This is a genomic window from Brotonthovivens ammoniilytica (assembly GCF_025566885.1).
Taxonomy (GTDB): domain Bacteria; phylum Bacillota; class Clostridia; order Lachnospirales; family Lachnospiraceae; genus Brotonthovivens; species Brotonthovivens ammoniilytica.
The window spans coordinates 200,631-219,000 of record NZ_JAOQJQ010000005.1; the positions used below are offsets into that span (position 1 = coordinate 200,631).

Sequence of the window (18,370 nt, forward strand, 5' to 3'; positions counted from 1 at the left end):
TTAGTCATAACTAACCTTCATATAAAAACAGATCGTACAATCAGGCGGCGGGCGCAGATACCTCCGGGCTAATCATTAGTATCCCAGCACCGCCTGCCATCCTGCCGTATAAAATTGTCTGAGCTCTTTGACATATTCTACCGCCTGGGCTTTTGGCATATCGTGCACAACCATTTCAAAAAAACCATTAAACATACCCGTAATCAGAATGTGCTCCAGCTGAGGATCTATTTCCTTTAAATTCTGCCCAAGGCTGTGCATAGACTGGATAAACTTATGTGTCCCCTTTACTTCGCTTTCCACCATTTTATGAACAAAATGCTCGTACTTTGTACCCTCCGAGCACAAAATCAGCAGTTTAAAAACTTCCAGATGCTGGTATACATAATCCAGCATCCAGTCCATGCACGCTCCGGAAATCTTTCCCATTTCCTCTTTCTGCAGTCTGGGAGGAAGCATAGCAAATTCTCTCTGGGCTCCCTCAAATCTCTCCAGCATAACCTCAGCCTGCTCTCCCACCAGTGCTTCAAACAGTTTTTCTTTGCTTCTGTAATATCCGTAAAAGGCTCCGGTAGTTACCCCGGCATCCTTTACAATGCTCCTTAAAGAAGCCGACTTAAATCCCTTCTTTAAAAATTCCTTTTTTCCTGCACGATGTATACTCTGTAATGTAGTTAATTCATCCACCAGTAGTTTTCTCCCCTTTTCCTGTTATAACAGTGTTATATAACAATGTTATGTTATCACCACTTTTATAATTCTGTCAACAAAGCGGCCCCCTGAATCAGCGAGTTTTTTTCTCAATACTGCGTTTTTTCAGATAGAAAAAACGCCAGCCCCAAAACCACTGTTTTTCAATTCCTGTTACATTGTGTGGTTTCCGTCAGCTGACGTTTTTTGATCTGCCCTGTTATGGGCCGCCGGCAATTTATCTGCCTGTTTGGCGTTTTACTTATTGCTTATTTATTATTTATGTATGGCAAATGCCTCAAACAGCTCCTGAAAAATTATGAAATCTCTGCATTTGCAGAGCTTCCTTTTTCACGCTCTTCTTTCTCAAGCTCTTCCCGTACACGTCTTTCTATTTCTCTTATTTTTGCTTCTGTCCGGGCGCGTACTTCCTGTTCCTTTTTGAAATCCTGATTATATTTATGTTCATTAATCAGCGCCACAAGAATGATATTTACTCCTGCAACACAGGCAAATACAACATAAGCATACCGCAGACTTCCTGTAATATTTAATACAATACCGTTCACAGCAAAACACAGAGAGGTAAACAATCCCTGAATGGGGAATAAAACGCTGTTTACCTTGCTGAATCCCTGCCGGCCAAATACGGATGTCGGCAGTGAAGTTGTAAAGTTTGCAGAGCCTCCGATGGCCATACCAATCATGAAAATAGAAATATATACACCGAATGTAGTTTCAGATACATTGCAAAGCAGCGCCACAATATACCATACACCAAAGAAAATCATTGTTCTCTTTGTACCAAATTTATCATCGAACATACCGATAATAAAAGAACCAAACACACCGATGCAGGCAAGTACTGTCATAATTGCAACTGCGTGAGCCTGGGAAAAGCCAAGCTGCTGATTTCTAACTACCAGCTGGCTCATAACTCCAACAGAACAGATCTGGAAAAATCCTGTAGTAATCGCAGTCAGCCACAAAGAACCATTGGTCAGCAATTTTTTTGTGGTCCAGCCGCCGTCATCATTTTCATCTGTCTGAGCGTCCGCATAATCCGCAGCGTATTCATCATCCGAAACATTATCCGGATTCATTCCGCGCTCTCTAGGTGTGTTACGAATAAATAATGCACCTAATACTGCCAGCACAATTACTGCAACTGCCGGGATTACTACTGCCATTCTGACCCCAAGCTGATTTACCAGAGCTGTAATCATCGGCACATAAAAGGCAGAAGCCAGATTGTGTCCCATTGTGGTATATCCCATGATAATTCCCTTTTTCTTGGGGAACCACTGCGCCACCAGGGCTCCTCCGGCAATATATCCCGCCGACATAATGCCTCCGGCAACAAAGCACATGGCAATTGTATAAACTGCTAAATTCGGAGCATTACCGATTACAATATAGCAGGCCGCAGCTACAACCATGCAGACTGCAGAAGTCTTTCTGGCTCCCCATTTCCGGTTCAGCTGTCCTACCAGCACAAACAAAAGCACACCAACAACTCCGGCAATAGAGTTACAATTTAAAACAGTTCCCGACAAAACGCCAAGACGTTCGGCAATGGCCGGAGCAGTAATATTGGATCCGTCATTTACAAAGCCAACGTAAAACCAGAACATCGCCATACAATAAAAAATAATTCCCCATCCGGCTTTTCCGAAATTTACCACCGAATGATTTTCCTTATTTTCCGGTTCAAGATCAATTACTATTTTACCTTTCATTCCAAAACCTCCATTTTTTATGATAATTTTATTTTATCAAAGAGGTTTTTTAAGAAATATATAAGAAAATTACGATTTTATTTATTTTTTTACGGATTTTATGAAAAATTTAAATATTTTTTCGATTCCTTCATAAATGTGTCGATATCTATGTCTCTGCCAAGAAGTTTCTTAGTGAGATTGCGCCAGTTATCACCGTCTTCTTTTTCCAGCACCGCATACCACAGCGGGGTGAAATGTTCTGCATTGTCAATCATCTGGTGAAACTGCTGCACAGGTCCCGGGAGCTGTTCCGGCATCTTAAGATAATCCTGATTCAAAATATTCAGATAACCGTATTCCGTAACATTTCTTTCATTTACCTGTCTGGAAAACGTAAGACAGAGCTTGGCTGCAAGCTTGGGATCCTCCGTATCCGAACTGATACATAGTCCTGGAGTCAATGTATGATTGATATCCACCATGTAGTTCCCGGCGTCCGCATTCTTTTCGTCTCCACAATAGGGAAATGCCTCCATGGAAACAGCATCTTCTCCCATGGTGTCCATAAGATAATACATAATCGTTGACTGGTGAGGGAAAAATACAGCCTCTCCGTTTATGAAATTCTCAATGGCCTCCACTTCCCCGGTCTCCAGAAAGTCATCAGGAAACGCTCCTGCTTCTGTGAGTTTTACAAGCTTTCGGGCAGCCTCTGTAAATACCCCATCAGAAAATTCCATGGTGCCGGCCGAAAGTTTCTCCTGGGCATATGGATCCAGCTGATTTACCATAACCGTATACAAAAGCTCCCCCAGCCAGCTGTCCTTATCCCCAAGCTCAAAAGCTGAATATGCTGTTCCGTTCTCCTGATTATATTCACGGACTTTTTCCACGGTCTGCAGCAGTTCCTTCCAGTTCTCAGGCATTGTGATTCCAATTTCATCCATTAATTGCCGGTTACAGTATGTGACTGCATAGGCTTCCACAAGACAGGGGATAATGTAGTTATTTCCGTCCTCATAGGGAACCGTATAAGATTCCTTAAAATCCATTCCGGAATCATTCAGATATTCCTGTACCGGAAGACATGCCCCCGCATCAAAGAGAAAATCGGGGTAGGTTCCGCCCCATACGGCAAAAATATCCGGCAGTTCCCTGCAGGCCAGGGCAATTTTTAGCTTGTCCTTAATCTGCTCCGTAGAATAGGTTTTCAAATTGATGCTGCAGTTCATCTGCTCTCCCAGCTCTTCCCATAAATCTACATAATAGGTCCCCGGTGTATTTTCATCAAAAAAAATCCAAACATCCAAAGACGCTTTCGCTTCCGTCTCCTTACTGCTATCTGCAATAGAACCCGAATCATCCGCTTTTCCTGAACAGCCCTCTGTCCACAGACACATCAGCAATAGCACTGCCGCCAGTATATATGCAGCAGCCTTTCTAACGCCAGATACACAACCATCACATTTTCTTTTACTCGTTCTGCATATCATCATATTCTCCCTTAGTCTTAACACGTTTCTTTTCCAGTCTGCTGTTAACCAATTTATCAACACTGTCCTCATTTTACAAATAATCAAATGTATTGTAAGATACAAACGGAGGATTTGCAACAACATGAAATGGACAACAAACAGGAAACAATTCCCCGGACATCTGTCCGCTCCTCATACTTTTAAAGCTCAGCTTCTGATATCTATTTTAAAAATTGCTGTGCCGGTGATCATTATTATCTGCACCGGTTCTTTTCTTGTGCTCTCAAAAAGTTCTGAGCAGACAATCCTTAAGGCCCAGACTACAGCCATGGGAAAAATTGAAAATGATCTGATATTTATTACTGAAAATACAGAAAACCTTTCTCGGGATATGATCTTTAACAATGAAATCCAGCAGCTCCTTTTAGATTTTGCCCGGGGTGAACAGTATCCGGAGAGCAGTGCCGCCGCTTATTATATCAATAATTTTATCGCCAACCGTGATTTCATAGATTGTGTTGTTTTAACCGGAAATGACAAAACTTTATATTCCACTGAACGGGCTTTTACCAATTTTTCTGATTTTCAATCTATTCGTCAAAAATGGTGGTTCTCTGAAATGACTGCGGAAAAACAGCCCTATCAATGGTATTCCGCTTCTGATGAAATTAAAAAACCATCCATGTCAGAATCCGGTGATGCAGCCGCCCCGCACCTGATGCTTGCCCGTTCCATTTACAGTCTGAAAGACTACACAACCCGGCTTGGATATCTGATGATTTATCTGGATGATGCATATTTGAAAAACATCTGGGACAGCTGCCAGTTCGGGGATACTACCAACCTCTGGATTCTGAACGCTTCCGGCGAAGTACTGTTAACAAATGTTCCACAAAATGACTACTCCGCACTGCTGTCCGATATCCCCTCAGACAGTCAGCAGGTGGTCCGCTATCAGGGCAGAAAATTTGTAACAGGCTCCCAGACGCTTTCCGAAAACGGCTGGACTTTGTGCATGGCAACCCCTCACCAAGAAGTAAATACCAGCGCCGCCATCTTTACGATTCAGCTTTTGCTGCTGATTACCGCCATTTTACTGATCCTTATTTTTCTTTCTATCCACACAGCATCCGCCATCTCAAAGCCCATTATCTATCTATCTGAAATTATGGATTCCTTTCATGGAAAAGAAAAAAAGGAAATCACTGAAATATCAGCGGATATGTACAACGCAAGACAGGATGAAATCGGACAGATCTATCAGTCCTACCAGCAGATGGTGAAACGTATGGATACTCTGATTCAGGAGATTTACATTAAAAATCTGGAAAAAAAGGATGCAGAACTGGCGCTTTTGCAAAGCCAGATCAATCCGCATTTTCTGTACAATACGCTGGATTCCATCAACTGGATGGCCCTTGCCGAAGGACAGGATGAAATCAGCGAAATGGTAACCGCATTGTCTGATACCTTCCGCTTAAGCCTTACAAAAAGCGGCAGCTCCTATGTTCAAATTTCACAGGAAGCTGCCTACGTAAAAAGTTATCTTGTTCTGCAGAAATTCCGATATGCAGAACGGCTTACTTATTCATTTTATATTGAACCCAATACCCAGGATCTGTATATTCCAAAATTCATCCTGCAGCCCATTGTAGAAAATGCCTTAAAACATGGCATCAATCTGCTGGAAGCAGGCGGGACTCTTCACATTTCCATCACCCGCACTGCTTCCGGCCTGAGCATTTGCGTGCGAAATGACGGCTCAAACATCGACCTTGATCAGATGAACGAACTGCTGGAATTTGATCCGGAACACATGGAGCTTCTGGCTTTCAACCCAAAAGGATATGGCGTACAGAATATCCACCGCAGAATCCGGATTCTATGCGGCATTCAATATGGTTTAAGCTACCGCATCCATAGGAACACCACAATCTGTGAAATACTTCTGCCCCAAAAACACACCGACAGCTGATGAAAGATAACACAAAAACCATGATGCGGCAAAGGCTACTGCTGCCTGTAAGTCTGAAGAAAACCCGAAAGCTTTTCCATTGCCTCTGAAAGGACTTCTATTCTGGGCAGATAGACGATTCTGAAATGATCCGGCTCTTTCCAGTTAAAGCCGCCGCCGTGTACAATTAAAACTTTTTTCTCTTTCAGAAAATCCAGGGCAAACTTTTCATCATTGATTATATTGAACTTTTTAGTATCAATTTTCGGGAAGGCGTAAAAAGCGGCTTTAGGCTTCACCACGCTGATTCCCGGAATATCATTCAGGGCATTGTAAACAAATTCCCGCTGTTCATAAACTCTTCCCCCTGGCACCACATAACTGTTGACACTCTGGTGTCCCCCAAGAGCAGTCTGCACAATTGACTGAGCCGGCACATTGGAACAAAGCCGCATATTAGACAGCATATTCAAGCCTTCTATATAATCTCCGGCATGTTCCTTAGGACCGCTGAGGGCCATCCAGCCAATCCGGTAACCGGCAATCATATGAGACTTTGACAGCCCGCTGAAAGTAACACAAAACAGATCCGGTGCTAAGGATGCAATAGAAATATGCTCTTCGCCGTCCATAACCAGTCTGTCATAAATTTCATCTGAAAAAATAATCAGCTGGTGTTCTCTTGCCACAGTAACAATCTCTTCCAGGATTTCTCTGGGATATAGAGCTCCTGTTGGATTGTTGGGATTAATAATTACAATGGCTTTGGTTCTGTCCGTAATTTTCTTTCGAATATCATCAAGGTCCGGATACCAGTCTGCTTTTTCATCACAAATATAATGAACTGCCTTCCCCCCTGCCAGTGTAGCGGTAGCCGTCCACAGCGGATAATCCGGGGATGGAATTAAAATCTCATCTCCATCATTCAACAACGCCTGCATACATAAGTTTATCAGTTCACTGACTCCGTTTCCTGTATAAACATCTTCAATATTTACATTGGGAAGATGCTTCTGCTGATAGTACTGCATAATTGCTTTTCTTGCAGAAAAAAGTCCTTTAGAATCTGAATACCCCTCGCAGTCAGCCAGCTGCCGGCGCATATCATAAATCACTTCCTCCGGTGTCCGAAAACCAAAGGGAGCCGGGTTGCCGATATTCAGCTTTAAAATCTGCATCCCCTGCTCTTCCATTCTCCTGGCCTCATCTACAACCGGTCCCCGCACATCGTATAACACATCATTAAGCTTTGATGACTTTTTATAAACTCTCATTCCCATCTCTCCTGTTTCCTGCTTTCCGGATACTTTTTTCCTGTTTTCTTCCTGCTCCAAAACATCTTCGCCCTGGAGCCACAGCTGACTGACACCTAGTGTCTCTGCCAGCACTTTTAATACATCTGTTCTTGGTATTGTTTTTCCGCTTAAATATTGACTGATATGGCTCTTTCCAATTCGTATTCCATATATTTCTCCAATGGGTTCAGCCATTCTGATAACATCTACCTGTTTTAAGCCCCGCTTTTGCATTATTTCCTTTAAACGCTCAGCCACTGACGCCATAACACTCATCTTCTTTCTTCATTTTTTCCAATTATAGCAGAAGTTCAATTTTAGTTCAACGCTTTTGTTCAAAAAATTCAATATATTGAACTTTTTTTCGCTGGCATTACTAAAAAAATTCTGCCGGTTTTTAAACTACTTCCGGCAGAATTTCATATTTAATGTTTAATATTTAATTATTTAATGTTTTCTTCTATATGCTGACAGCGTGGTTCCCGTATGTCGCTTAAATATCTGGGAAAAATACGCATAATCGTTATAACCCACTGTAGCGGAAATCTCATACATTTTCATATCTGTAGATGTCAAAAGCTCTTTGGCCTTTTCAATCCTCAGATTCATAACATAATTAATAAATGTAACATTCAGCTCCTTTTTAAAAATATCGCAGAGATAATTCTTGCTGATACTGATATGCTCTGCCACATCCGTCAGCGTAATATTTTCATTGTAATGCTCCCGGATAAAATTTAACGCATCCCGCACAATCTTTTTTGGAGATGCAACCTCTTTCTTTGCAATCAAATCTGCCAGTACAAATGCTGTATTTGCCACAAGCTCTTTTTGCTGTACAATTCCGGGATACTCCCGTCTCAGAACTTTCATATCAAGCAGTTCTCTGGGAATCAAATCCTGATTCTGGTCATAACAGTTCAGCAGATGACTTAAGCGCAGTACAATCATAAACGTCAGACTGCAGGAAAAATCCTTATACAGTATATGTGCCGGCTGCTGATAAATCCGCTCAATGCTGTCACGCATCTGTTCCGCACTGTTGACAGAAATCCCGGTAAACAATGCTTCGATATCCTGATATGGTATGGTTATATCCCCATCAGACAATAAAATACTGCCCGGTTCATGCTTCTGATCACCGGACTGTGTTACCAGGATCTGATCATCACATTCATTTCTTGCCACCAGCAGATGACTCAGCCCATGAGCTGCCCTGCTGATACCTGCCGCCAGATACAGCTTCTTCTGAACAAGCCCCTCTGTAAATGCTTCTGTGGTCTGAACAATCTCATCCCGCAGAATCCCGCATTCCGCCCCATAGATCAGGAAATAAATTTCCTCATCGGACACAAACATTTCTGTCTCTCCAAAGTCTTCCACCAAAACTTCAAACTCTTCTACCAGCCGCCCAACCGCCGACATATAATCCCAGTCACGCTGCATATCCTGAATCACAAATTTTACCAGGACAAAGTTTTGGTCCGGCAGGTTCAAATCCATTTTCTCACAAAACGTTCGGATATAGCGATCATCAAAACTGTTTCGTTCAGCCAGTTCCAGAAAGAAATGATTTTTTAACTCCCTTACATTGCTGCTGGCATACTCCTGCAGGGACTCAAAATAAGCAGCCTGTCCCAGTTTTTCTTCAATTCTGTCATGCATCCGCTCCAGCATTGCCACAAAATCAGCCTTTTTTATAGGCTTCAGCAGATAATCACTAACCCCTAGCTTTAAAGCATGCTGCGCATTGGAAAACTCATCATATCCCGACAATATAACAATTTCCGTTTCCGGAAGAATCTCTTTTACTTTCGCTGAAAATTCAAGACCATCCATCTGCGGCATCTTCACATCTGTAATTATCAGATTCGGTTTCAGATCCGGCAGTTCCTCTAAAGCTTTCATTGGACTGCTGAAAACTCCGGTGATCTCAAAACCATAATCCTCCATATGGAACACTTTCTGGATTCCCTGCAGAACAATTTTTTCATCATCCAGCAAAATCATTGAATACATACTACTTACACGCTTTCTCTATATGCTTCAAAAAGGCTTCACACCCCTCTTTAATATCATCATAAGTAATATCAAAATCACCTGTATACCAGGGATCTGCAATATCTCTGGGCCGGTCTGAAAAATCCAAAAGCCGTACCATCTTTCCCGCAGGATCATCCCCTGCAATTCGTTTCATATTCCGGATGTTCTGCTGTTCCATGCCCACCAGATAGTCATAATACCTGTAATCCCCGGCAGTCATCTGTCTGGCATACTTTCCCTCTGTAGAAATGCCAAACTCCTTCAGTTTGTTCCTTGTCCCATAATGAACAGGGTTTCCGATCTCTTCCCGGCTGGTAGCCGCAGAAGCAATCTCAAAACAGTGGGAAAGACCGGATTTTTCCACCAGGTCTTTCATAACGAATTCTGCCATGGGGGAACGGCAGATGTTGCCGTGGCAGATGAATAAGATTTTTATCATCTTGAATCTATCCTTTCCTTATATTTGCGCTACTTTTAAGCGCATCAGGGATACCCGAAGGGTATTTCATAAGCCTTCAAATGCCTGTAATTACTGGCTTTCTGGCGTTTTCTTAATTTTTTGTTTTTGCTCCTCTCTACGCATATCTACATAAATCTGCGTAAATTACCGGGCAAATGGTGTAGTAAGTGATGCAGTAAACTGGTGTACAATCAACCTGATTTTCTCCTCTGCTCCGGCTTGTCAACCTGCTTGAAGTCTATGATTTTCGCCATCTGCTCGGCGGCTCGGTCATAGCTTGCATGGGTATAAATGTTCAGTGTAACTCCCACATCTAAATGTCCCATCAGATATTGCAGTGTTTTCACATCCATACCGGCATTCGCCATATTCGTGCAGAACGTATGTCGGAAAACGTGAGGATTGGTGTTCAGTAAAGGCTGGTCTATATGCAGCGCAACCCTTGGATGCTCGTCTTTATCAATCAGAATGAAATTGCTATACCCATCCACAATCATTTCCGTTTTCACTTTTCTGCAGTTTGCAAGAATGTTTAACAAGCTCTGGTACACTTTAGGCATAAGAAAGTTCAATTGCTTATTACTTGTAGGAAATGTAAAGTCATCACTAGTAGCATGCTCGCCTCCTTTTTTGTACCAAAAGATGGATTAGTCAATACTACATCCTAACCTTTCATTAACATACCTACACTGGACAAAGTATCCCCAAAAGTAATTTTACTATCAATATCATGACGCATTGTGTTCATCAATGCCAAACGATGCGTATCATGTACCAGCTCGCATCCAGTAAAGGTTTCTTCTCTCTCAAATTTTTCCAAATCTGCATCTAAAACGAACAATTGGTCTGTCTACGAGCGAATACTGGCCTGCAGAAATCATAAAGCCAAATGTACCACAAGTAGGGGCATTACAGCGTTCGCCCGGCTGAGGTTTTATAAGCTTGGTCATAACAACCATCAATACACGAGGTGTAAAATGCTGACCCGCACCGTTTTTTCTCACTCACATTCTTTTCCAGCAATCCTTCGTAAAGATTTCCTAAACCTTCTTCACGAGCGTAGAACCAGTCCAGCCCGTCAATCGTTATGATTATTTTTTCTAAGTTTTTCGTCTCATCTATATTTGTAGCCGCCCCCTGATAAACTTCACGTACACGTCCAGTACAATTTTTGCAAGGTGAGCGAGTAATTCCTTATAGATTTTTCAATTCCACTTCTTGCCATAAGCTGATCCCAACGGTATGTTTCCAGAATCTGGTTTTCTGCACCAGTTTCCTTTGCCATTTTCAAAATAAAATATAAGTTAATTCGGTTACATATTGGCGATATATAATACCATCGTCTCTTAACACATTACAGAGATTCTAAAGTTTAGAAACAATTTCTTGTGTTGTCATTGTTATTCCTTTCTATCGTACTACAGAATCCATTATTACAATTAATTCTAATGCATCTGTATAATATTGTTGAATATCCTTAAATGTAGCGGTTGGCGTTTTCCCATGAGCAAATTGATGCCTATTATTTACTAATGAATTAGCTGAACTTCTTATTCTTTTACTATTTGGGTGCTGCGCTACAGCATTTTTAAAATCTCTTTTCCAATTATCATCAAATTTGCCTAATAATCCACTCATATTATCATAAGTAGCACTCATTGAGCCATTTCTAACTGTCTTCTCGATATATGTAGGAACTTGTGTTAAATCACTTTGATCAAAAAAGTCTGCCACAAGAGATCTATATACAAATTCTATTGTTCCACATGATTTTATTAAGGCATATTTTGTTAAATATGCCCTTAATTTATCTAAAGGAGGCAATGTATTTATTTTGGCGGAAATGTCTGTCAATTCTGTAGTACATTCATTTATCAAATCCTTTAATTCAACTTTCATTTCCATCACCATCGATCAAAATTTCTTTTGCCAAATTCACACGCCTTTTAATATTTTCAATATCTGTTGTTCGAATACTACAGACTATTTTAAACTCTTCATTTTCAAGCAATTTGATATGGTTTTCTGATTTCATTTCCAAAGAAAAGTTACCACTTTTGATTTCAGAATAAACAGCAACGGAAATAGCATCGAAAATTGCTGGATGAAACTTCTTTGTATATTTATCTTTAGAGTAATTTCGGAAAGCATTCTTTCCTAAACAATCGTATATGCGATGCATTGTATTTATAAATTCACTACGAAATTCATCAATTATTTTCTCCGGTGCATTTACAAACTCACCCATAAATTCATTCAAAACCTTTTTCAAAGATATCTGTTTAGAAACATTGTCTTTAACAATTTTAGATTTCATTACAAAAAATCTTAAAATACATTCGATATCCCTCATCCTTATGTCAGACTTTACACTTCCAAACAATTCTCTCCATTTTTGGTCTTCATTTAGTTCAAATAATAACGAATTAAACGTTCCTTGATATACACAATTTCTTATCTCTTGTGGTGTCAGTGTTCTTCCGCTTGTATTTATTCTTTCAAAGATTTGATATAAACTTGTATCATCATTTTCCGGTCTTTTCTGTTCAAATATAATAGCATGTATAGTAGTACTTCTAATTTTTCTTTGTTCTTCTACCGACAACTCTGAAAAAGCCTTATTTCTCCATCTTAAATTAATTCTCTCCGAATTGGAAAGACGAAAAATCTTTCCATCCGTTGAAAAAATACCTCTTACATAATCGTATACGGTCATTATTCTTTGATATCCATCAACAATAAGTTTTTGGCTTCCTGATTGTGCAAAGAAAACGCTTGGAACAGGTAAACCCATTAAAATAGACTCAATAAATCGACTAGCCTCAACTTTATCCCAAACATACTTTCTCTGTAATTCTGGTTTTACAAGTTCATCTTCTTCGTACATCGAAACAATCTCTCTAAACGACAAATCTGCTCCCCAAGAAGAAATATTGAATAATGAATCATCAGAATAGTCATCATTTTGTTCATTTTTGATCTGTTCAATTATATTATTATCTTTCATACTTTTGTATCTCTCCTTTAAAATCTTGATATTTTCATAATGGTCATCTCCAAATATAACTCTTGTATATTGAGTTTTTAGGAAATCATTGATAATTCTACCATAGACACATTCGTATCCTTCAATTCCTTTGACCAAGAATACCTCATAATAAACAGTAATATCTGTAGGACCAAAACGCTTCACATCAACAAACGAATACATATTTAACCTCCCAATGTGTTATTACTAAATAATATACTCATCTGTTGAACTTATATTCAATTACGCTCCCCTACCTCTATCATCATACAGATACTCATTTAATTCTAAAACAATACTTTCCCATTTGCTCAGGAACACTTTATTGATTTAGGCGAAGCCTCCGTTACTCTTAAAGCGACCATCTCCATCAAAAACCTGAACATTCAGCACAGATTCTTCCATAAGATATTTTTCCATACGTCCAATCCAGCTTAGTTCCTGTTTTGAGAAATTATATGCTTTTTTCAGTTTATCAACAGCTCTGCAGATGCGTGCTTCATGACTAAGCAAAGCAGAACCAATAGCGTATCTACAAATCAAACTGATAATATCAGCAACTATTTCCTCATTTGTCAATTCTGTAATAGCCGTATTCAATTGTTGTGTTGTAAGATATTCACGATCAAGAGTCAATCGCAATGTTTTCAATGCATCTCTTGTCAAATCTTTAGGTCTTGTATAAGCAATATTTAACGCTACAATTTCATTCATATGAGTTCTGATGTATTCAGAAAAAGCATCCAGATAATCTTCCGGTTTTTCGGCTTCTCCATACCCTCTACTACATTCTATAAGTGTATCTTCTTTATCAGAAATCACAACTACATTATTTCCATTCGATTTTGTTTCCTATTATATATTCGAACATGTCTCCATAAGCTAACAGCTTTTTTTTTCGCATCTTCCGGATTATATTTTTCAATTTCAATAATAAACCGCGTTGGATCGGATCCATTCCATAAGTCATACTAATGAATATCTTTATGTTCAGCTTTGGATTCAATAATACTAACCATCTTATTTCCAACAAACAAAGCATAGTACACATAACCTTTTTTGCTTACCGTAGAAGTAGCAGACCACTCTGCAATCGCAAGATTACGTCCTTTATCAGGCCTAACACCTTCGAAATATCTGATTTCTTGAGTATTGGCTTCCCATCCCACCTGATATAATTGCTCATCAATCATGCAACGAGTTTCAGCCTCTGATTTCTGACGCTGTCTTGCCATCTTAGTTACTTGTTTAATACGTACTTTCTTATCTATAACTCCAGCTTTTCCACCTGTTCAATTACCGTCTTTATTAAAACTTCTTCTTTTTCTGTATCAAGAACTATATATACCGAAGCAGAAGATTCTTTTACAGGCATAACAAAATTTTGATGCTGATAATTCCAGTCACCCTATGTCTGCATAAACCATTCTAACAAACTATATGCCATCACTAAGAATGTAGGACATTCTGATTCCTTTAAATAATTTTCATGAACCGCTTTATTTCTCACTTTACGGAGAACATGCAAAATATCTATTAAATCTCTCATAAGCAATATGTGTCCAGTTAAGATTGTAAACGCATGCGTTCATAATTTACTCATCAGGAAAACACCGATAAAATTTGATATAACATTGCAGATTTCTACCATACACTGCACGTTCACTACCGTCCAATTCCTGCTCTACAATTCGTTTTCCGATATTCCAATAGGTAAGCAGCATTGCTTTACCAGCAGCGCTATAGGCTGCTTCTTGTCCAGAAGAAATAATACTTTTAATTTCTGTAATAACTGATTGATATGGCATCAAATGATTTTACGTCGTGTCACCTCAATTTCCCATAATAATTATATTTTAACTTACTTTTCCTGTCATATCAAAGCTCTTTCAAAAATGGTGTAGTAAAACCTTTATCTGCCATGAAACCATTGATTTTACTGGGTTTTCTTGTTGTTTATATATAAAGTTTCTCTCTACTCATGGTAAAATATAAGTAACCATACAAACATTCCACACACGAGAGGAGAAGAAATTTATGTCTAATAATTATCATCAGCTTTCACTTAAAAATACTTTTTCAGACTACCAGGACATGTTTATGGATGATGTCCCTTCCTTTTTTCAACTTCTGGAGCAGCATTTTGATATTTCCTTTTTTATTCCGCAAACCTTTTATCAGCACCTCGGCCTCAAAAGAGATTATTCCCTTACCGTTTTCCTTTCAGCCCTGCAAAAAATCTTTTCCATTCCTATAGATTCTCTGCTTATCCTGATTTTGTACCTTTGCAGAGAACTTAGGGATTTCTGTGGTTTTTCTAAAGTCCCGGATGCAAATCCTGTAACCACACAACCACAAAAGTGGATGTTTTTATTGCCGGTATTGCAGGCCAGTATACTGTCATTGTCGCCAACAGCATGAAGTGTCCACCATACATCTGAAGTCTAAAACCTTTAATTGCCTGAAAAAATATTCCATTGTTATAGTTTCTTTAAGGACTTATTAAAGTACACCAAAAATATGATGATTTATGTCAAATCAGAAACTATTCTGAATAATGACCTGTTTTTCTCTCCTTAATCTAGTGTAAGTTATCTATATCCTTTTCCAAATACCTCCGCCTATAGTATTCCATTGTCCGATATTCTAAAATATCTTTCATATGGTTTCGAAAAGCCACATTGTCAATAACATCTTTCAATTCTTCTCTAATAGCCAATGCACAGCCCTCTTTTTCAATGAAGAATCCTTTTCCAGAGGCTTTTAAAAATTTTATCGGCATAGTTTTAGCCTTACTTAAATGCTGTTTATCCGTCATATGCTGATAATCCTTATATGAGATATCCGCCGAAAAGTCTTTCCAATTTACGCCTGTATTAAAAAATTCTTTCCAACTCTCCAACACCTCATGATCTGTTACTTCTAATCTGATTCTTCCGTGATTATAAAAGCTGTACAAAATTGGCATTTTATATACTTTCTGCATATCAGTTGTTTCTATCACACCAAGAAATTCTCTTCCTGTTCCAGAATATAGCAGCTGTTCATCATCAGATAATTCTCCCAGTTCATATAAATATTCCAAATACCTGCGGAATGGATTCTCTTTAGAATGCTTTAAACAATACTGGTAAATATCATCTTCCATTAATGTAAATAATTCCATTCTTGTAGGAACTTTGCCATCCATAACTTCTTTAACCCGATAATATTCCCGATTAATGTATTCCTTCACAGATAATGATTTTTGTTCTAGTTTCTTAAACAAATCAATCAAACGCATATCAAAATCCACAATACAATCATCTGGATAATCTATTTCACTATATTCATAAATTTTCTGTCCTTCTGCTTTTCCGCCATTTAACAAGAATGATGTTTTTCCAGCCTTCTCATAATTTCCAATAAAATCAAGTACATTCAAATATTCTTTATCTTTATACGTGCGCAGACCTCTGCCTAACTGCTGCAAAAATACAATCGGTGATTCCGTGGGACGCAAAAACATTACCATATCTAAGGAAGCAATATCCAATCCTTCATTAAACATATCCACTGAGAAAATGACCTTAATTTCTTTTGCAATCAGCTTCTTAATTGCAGCATCTCTATTCCCGGAGTATTCTCCGTCCGCGTTACTGTAAACTGCCACTGCAGGTATGCCCCTTTTGCAAAAATCTTTAGCCATTTCTTCTGCATGCCGCCTGGAACAGCAAAACCCCAATGCCCTTTGGGAACGATATTTCCGATAATATTTATAAACCAGTTCGTAACGATTCGTACTATATTTTCCTTTGGTATAAATATCTGTCAGTTCATTCTTATCATAACTGCCTTTTACTAAATGCAAGCCTGAATAATCCGTTTCATCATATATTCCGTAATAATGAAATGGTACCAGCATGCCTTTATTTATGGCTTCCCGCAGCGAAATTTCATAGGGTACATTGTAATCACAAAGCTCATAAATATTTTTTCCATCCATTCGCTCCGGTGTCGCAGTAAGTCCAAGCATAAACTTTGGTTTAAAATAACTGGCAATACGTTTATACTGTTCATTTACCGCATGGTGAAACTCATCAATTACAACATAATCAAAATAATCTGCAGAAAAATATTTATCTGTCAGATATTCACTTCTACCCAATGTTGCCACCGATGCAAATATAACGGATTTATCTATATCCTTTTGCTTTCCGTCAAAAAAGCCATAATCATCAGAATGACGTACATTTTTAAAAGATACTGCTGCCTGTTTTAATATTTCCTCCCGATGTGCAACAAAAAGCACTTTTTCATAATCTGCAGAATCAAAAGCAGCCAAATAGGTTTTACCTACCCCCGTTGCCGCTTGCACTAATCCTTTTACTGCTCCTTCATTCCGACTGTCCTGTAAAGCATATAAAGCTTCAATTTGTGCTCCACGTGGCTGAAACAGAACTTCAACTTTAGTATCCAGACTTTCTTCTGTATCATCATACCTTGTCAAGTCTTTAGATACTGCCGGTTTATGCCAATTCTTTGAATATCTGCTCAATTCTTCATCGTCAATTACAATCGAATGATGATAAAATAAATCTTCAAACGTATCATAGAACAAATCAAAATTCTTTTTATCTATCACACTGCTAAATCGATAATTCCACTCAATTCCCGATGTCAACGCACTTCTTGATACATTAGAGGAACCAATATAAATTTCATTCATATTTTCATAATGAAATATGTATGACTTTGGATGAAACGATCTTGACTTATCGCTGTAAAATCGTAAATCAACTCCATTTCCCAATTCCTTTTTTATCAGATATAATGCAGACGGCTGCGTAATTCCCAAATAGTTCCCGGTAAGAATTCTGATTCCAACTCCTCTATCTAATGCAGATTTTAAATCTTTTAAAATCATGCGAACACCAGATTCCATCAAGAATGAAACAATAATATCTATTTGCTTCGCCTGCATCATACTCTTTTTTAATTGATAATATAAAAATCGGCTTTGATTTCTATCCCCGGTCATTACATCAGTTGTTTCTATTGTAATAGGATTCAAAGAAACTTCCTCATTACATTCGTCATCACTTATATTTTCCTCAAAATCAAGTTGAGCCATCGTTCTTCACCTCGTCCCGGACGTACATCTGTTGTAATCCATTTTTCTTCAACTGCTAAACCATCAACACCCTTTAACATATTTTCAAAAGCTTCTTCCGTCATATCAGTAAAATGACGTCCGTTTCTTTCACCTTCAAAAGTTCCATACTTAAATGATGTGTAAATGATTCCATTATTTTTTAGTGCTTGTTTCATCTTATTCAAAACTTGCTCTAATTCCGTTTTTTTCAAGTGCAGGATAGAGGAACATGCCCAGATACCATCATAAAAATTTACGTCATTCAGTTCTTGAAACAACATCTGCTTTACTTCAATACCTGTATATTCGCTGGCCAGCCGGCACAATTCTTCAGAGCCATCTATTGCCGTCACCTTATATCCATGTTCCAGGAAATATTTCGTGTCACGGCCAGAACCGCAGCCGAAATCCAGTATTAAAGCATTATTCTGCAGCTGATCTGTGAAATGCCTCTGCATATCTTCAAATTCAACTTCTGCAGTTCCCCTTACAAAAGCTTTTGCATTTTCGTTGTAATATCTTATTGTTTTATCTAGTTCAGTCATTTTCCGCACCTAAGCCATTTTATTT

The 18,370-nt window shown here is 38.8% G+C and carries 18 protein-coding genes; 2 read left to right on the top strand and 16 right to left on the bottom strand.

Annotated features, from left to right (window positions below):
- Nucleotides 1–75: 75 nt before the first annotated feature.
- From OCV88_RS12615 to OCV88_RS12625, 3 genes are all read right to left on the bottom strand, one after another.
- On the bottom strand, nucleotides 76–687 hold the full coding sequence (locus tag OCV88_RS12615; RefSeq protein WP_262591265.1) for a TetR/AcrR family transcriptional regulator: 612 nt from the start codon (nucleotides 685–687) through the stop codon (nucleotides 76–78).
- Nucleotides 688–1,007: 320 nt separating this feature from the next.
- Nucleotides 1,008–2,429, bottom strand: coding sequence for an MFS transporter (locus OCV88_RS12620; protein WP_158425799.1), 1,422 nt, complete (start codon nucleotides 2,427–2,429; stop codon nucleotides 1,008–1,010).
- 98 nt (nucleotides 2,430–2,527) lie between these two features.
- On the bottom strand, nucleotides 2,528–3,964 hold the full coding sequence (locus OCV88_RS12625) for an ABC transporter substrate-binding protein (protein WP_262591267.1): 1,437 nt from the start codon (nucleotides 3,962–3,964) through the stop codon (nucleotides 2,528–2,530).
- Between the two features lie 64 nt (nucleotides 3,965–4,028).
- On the opposite strand from OCV88_RS12625, the gene OCV88_RS12630 reads away from it, so the two are divergent.
- Nucleotides 4,029–5,861 (top strand): cache domain-containing sensor histidine kinase, encoded by a 1,833-nt coding sequence (locus tag OCV88_RS12630; protein WP_158425801.1) that lies wholly within the window; start codon nucleotides 4,029–4,031, stop codon nucleotides 5,859–5,861.
- A gap of 35 nt (nucleotides 5,862–5,896) precedes the next feature.
- On the opposite strand, the gene OCV88_RS12635 is transcribed toward OCV88_RS12630, so the two are convergent.
- From OCV88_RS12635 to OCV88_RS16170, 11 genes are all read right to left on the bottom strand, one after another.
- On the bottom strand, nucleotides 5,897–7,402 hold the full coding sequence (locus tag OCV88_RS12635) for an aminotransferase class I/II-fold pyridoxal phosphate-dependent enzyme (protein ID WP_158425802.1): 1,506 nt from the start codon (nucleotides 7,400–7,402) through the stop codon (nucleotides 5,897–5,899).
- A 180-nt stretch (nucleotides 7,403–7,582) separates the two neighbouring features.
- Complete coding sequence (locus OCV88_RS12640; protein WP_158425803.1) at nucleotides 7,583–9,154, bottom strand: response regulator transcription factor; 1,572 nt, start codon at nucleotides 9,152–9,154, stop codon at nucleotides 7,583–7,585.
- Nucleotide 9,155: 1 nt separating this feature from the next.
- Nucleotides 9,156–9,617, bottom strand: coding sequence for a low molecular weight protein-tyrosine-phosphatase (locus tag OCV88_RS12645; protein ID WP_158425804.1), 462 nt, complete (start codon nucleotides 9,615–9,617; stop codon nucleotides 9,156–9,158).
- A gap of 212 nt (nucleotides 9,618–9,829) precedes the next feature.
- On the bottom strand, nucleotides 9,830–10,177 hold the full coding sequence (locus OCV88_RS16035; RefSeq protein WP_330671962.1) for a tyrosine-type recombinase/integrase: 348 nt from the start codon (nucleotides 10,175–10,177) through the stop codon (nucleotides 9,830–9,832).
- Nucleotides 10,178–10,302: 125 nt separating this feature from the next.
- On the bottom strand, nucleotides 10,303–10,479 hold the full coding sequence (locus OCV88_RS16160) for an N-6 DNA methylase (protein WP_416795189.1): 177 nt from the start codon (nucleotides 10,477–10,479) through the stop codon (nucleotides 10,303–10,305).
- Complete coding sequence (locus tag OCV88_RS16165; protein WP_416795191.1) at nucleotides 10,445–10,597, bottom strand: hypothetical protein; 153 nt, start codon at nucleotides 10,595–10,597, stop codon at nucleotides 10,445–10,447. The genes OCV88_RS16160 and OCV88_RS16165 overlap by 35 nt, the downstream gene beginning before the upstream one ends.
- Nucleotides 10,598–11,048: 451 nt before the next feature.
- Nucleotides 11,049–11,537: a HEPN domain-containing protein gene (locus OCV88_RS12655; protein WP_158425805.1), complete on the bottom strand. Its 489-nt coding sequence runs from the start codon at nucleotides 11,535–11,537 to the stop codon at nucleotides 11,049–11,051.
- Nucleotides 11,527–12,849, bottom strand: coding sequence for a DUF262 domain-containing protein (locus OCV88_RS12660; protein WP_262591268.1), 1,323 nt, complete (start codon nucleotides 12,847–12,849; stop codon nucleotides 11,527–11,529). Before OCV88_RS12660 ends, OCV88_RS12655 begins: the two co-directional genes overlap by 11 nt.
- A 147-nt stretch (nucleotides 12,850–12,996) precedes the next feature.
- Nucleotides 12,997–13,488: a type I restriction-modification enzyme R subunit C-terminal domain-containing protein gene (locus OCV88_RS12665; RefSeq protein WP_262591269.1), complete on the bottom strand. Its 492-nt coding sequence runs from the start codon at nucleotides 13,486–13,488 to the stop codon at nucleotides 12,997–12,999.
- Between the two features lie 149 nt (nucleotides 13,489–13,637).
- Nucleotides 13,638–13,901 carry a hypothetical protein gene (locus OCV88_RS12670; RefSeq protein ID WP_262591270.1) on the bottom strand — a complete coding sequence of 88 codons (264 nt, stop codon included), beginning with the start codon at nucleotides 13,899–13,901 and terminating at the stop codon, nucleotides 13,638–13,640.
- Nucleotides 13,902–14,261: 360 nt separating this feature from the next.
- Nucleotides 14,262–14,474, bottom strand: coding sequence for a DUF1016 N-terminal domain-containing protein (locus tag OCV88_RS16170; protein WP_416795190.1), 213 nt, complete (start codon nucleotides 14,472–14,474; stop codon nucleotides 14,262–14,264).
- 229 nt (nucleotides 14,475–14,703) lie between these two features.
- Here OCV88_RS16170 and OCV88_RS12675 point away from each other — a divergent pair, with 229 nt between their 5' ends.
- Nucleotides 14,704–15,087 carry a hypothetical protein gene (locus OCV88_RS12675; RefSeq protein ID WP_158425806.1) on the top strand — a complete coding sequence of 128 codons (384 nt, stop codon included), beginning with the start codon at nucleotides 14,704–14,706 and terminating at the stop codon, nucleotides 15,085–15,087.
- Nucleotides 15,088–15,247: 160 nt separating this feature from the next.
- Here the strand turns inward: OCV88_RS12675 and OCV88_RS12680 are convergent, their stop codons facing one another.
- Nucleotides 15,248–17,779, bottom strand: coding sequence for a DEAD/DEAH box helicase family protein (locus OCV88_RS12680; protein WP_158425807.1), 2,532 nt, complete (start codon nucleotides 17,777–17,779; stop codon nucleotides 15,248–15,250).
- Entirely contained in the window at nucleotides 17,749–18,345 is a 597-nt protein-coding gene (locus OCV88_RS12685; RefSeq protein WP_158425808.1) for a class I SAM-dependent methyltransferase, read from the bottom strand. Before OCV88_RS12685 ends, OCV88_RS12680 begins: the two co-directional genes overlap by 31 nt.
- Between the last annotated feature and the right edge of the window lie 25 nt (nucleotides 18,346–18,370).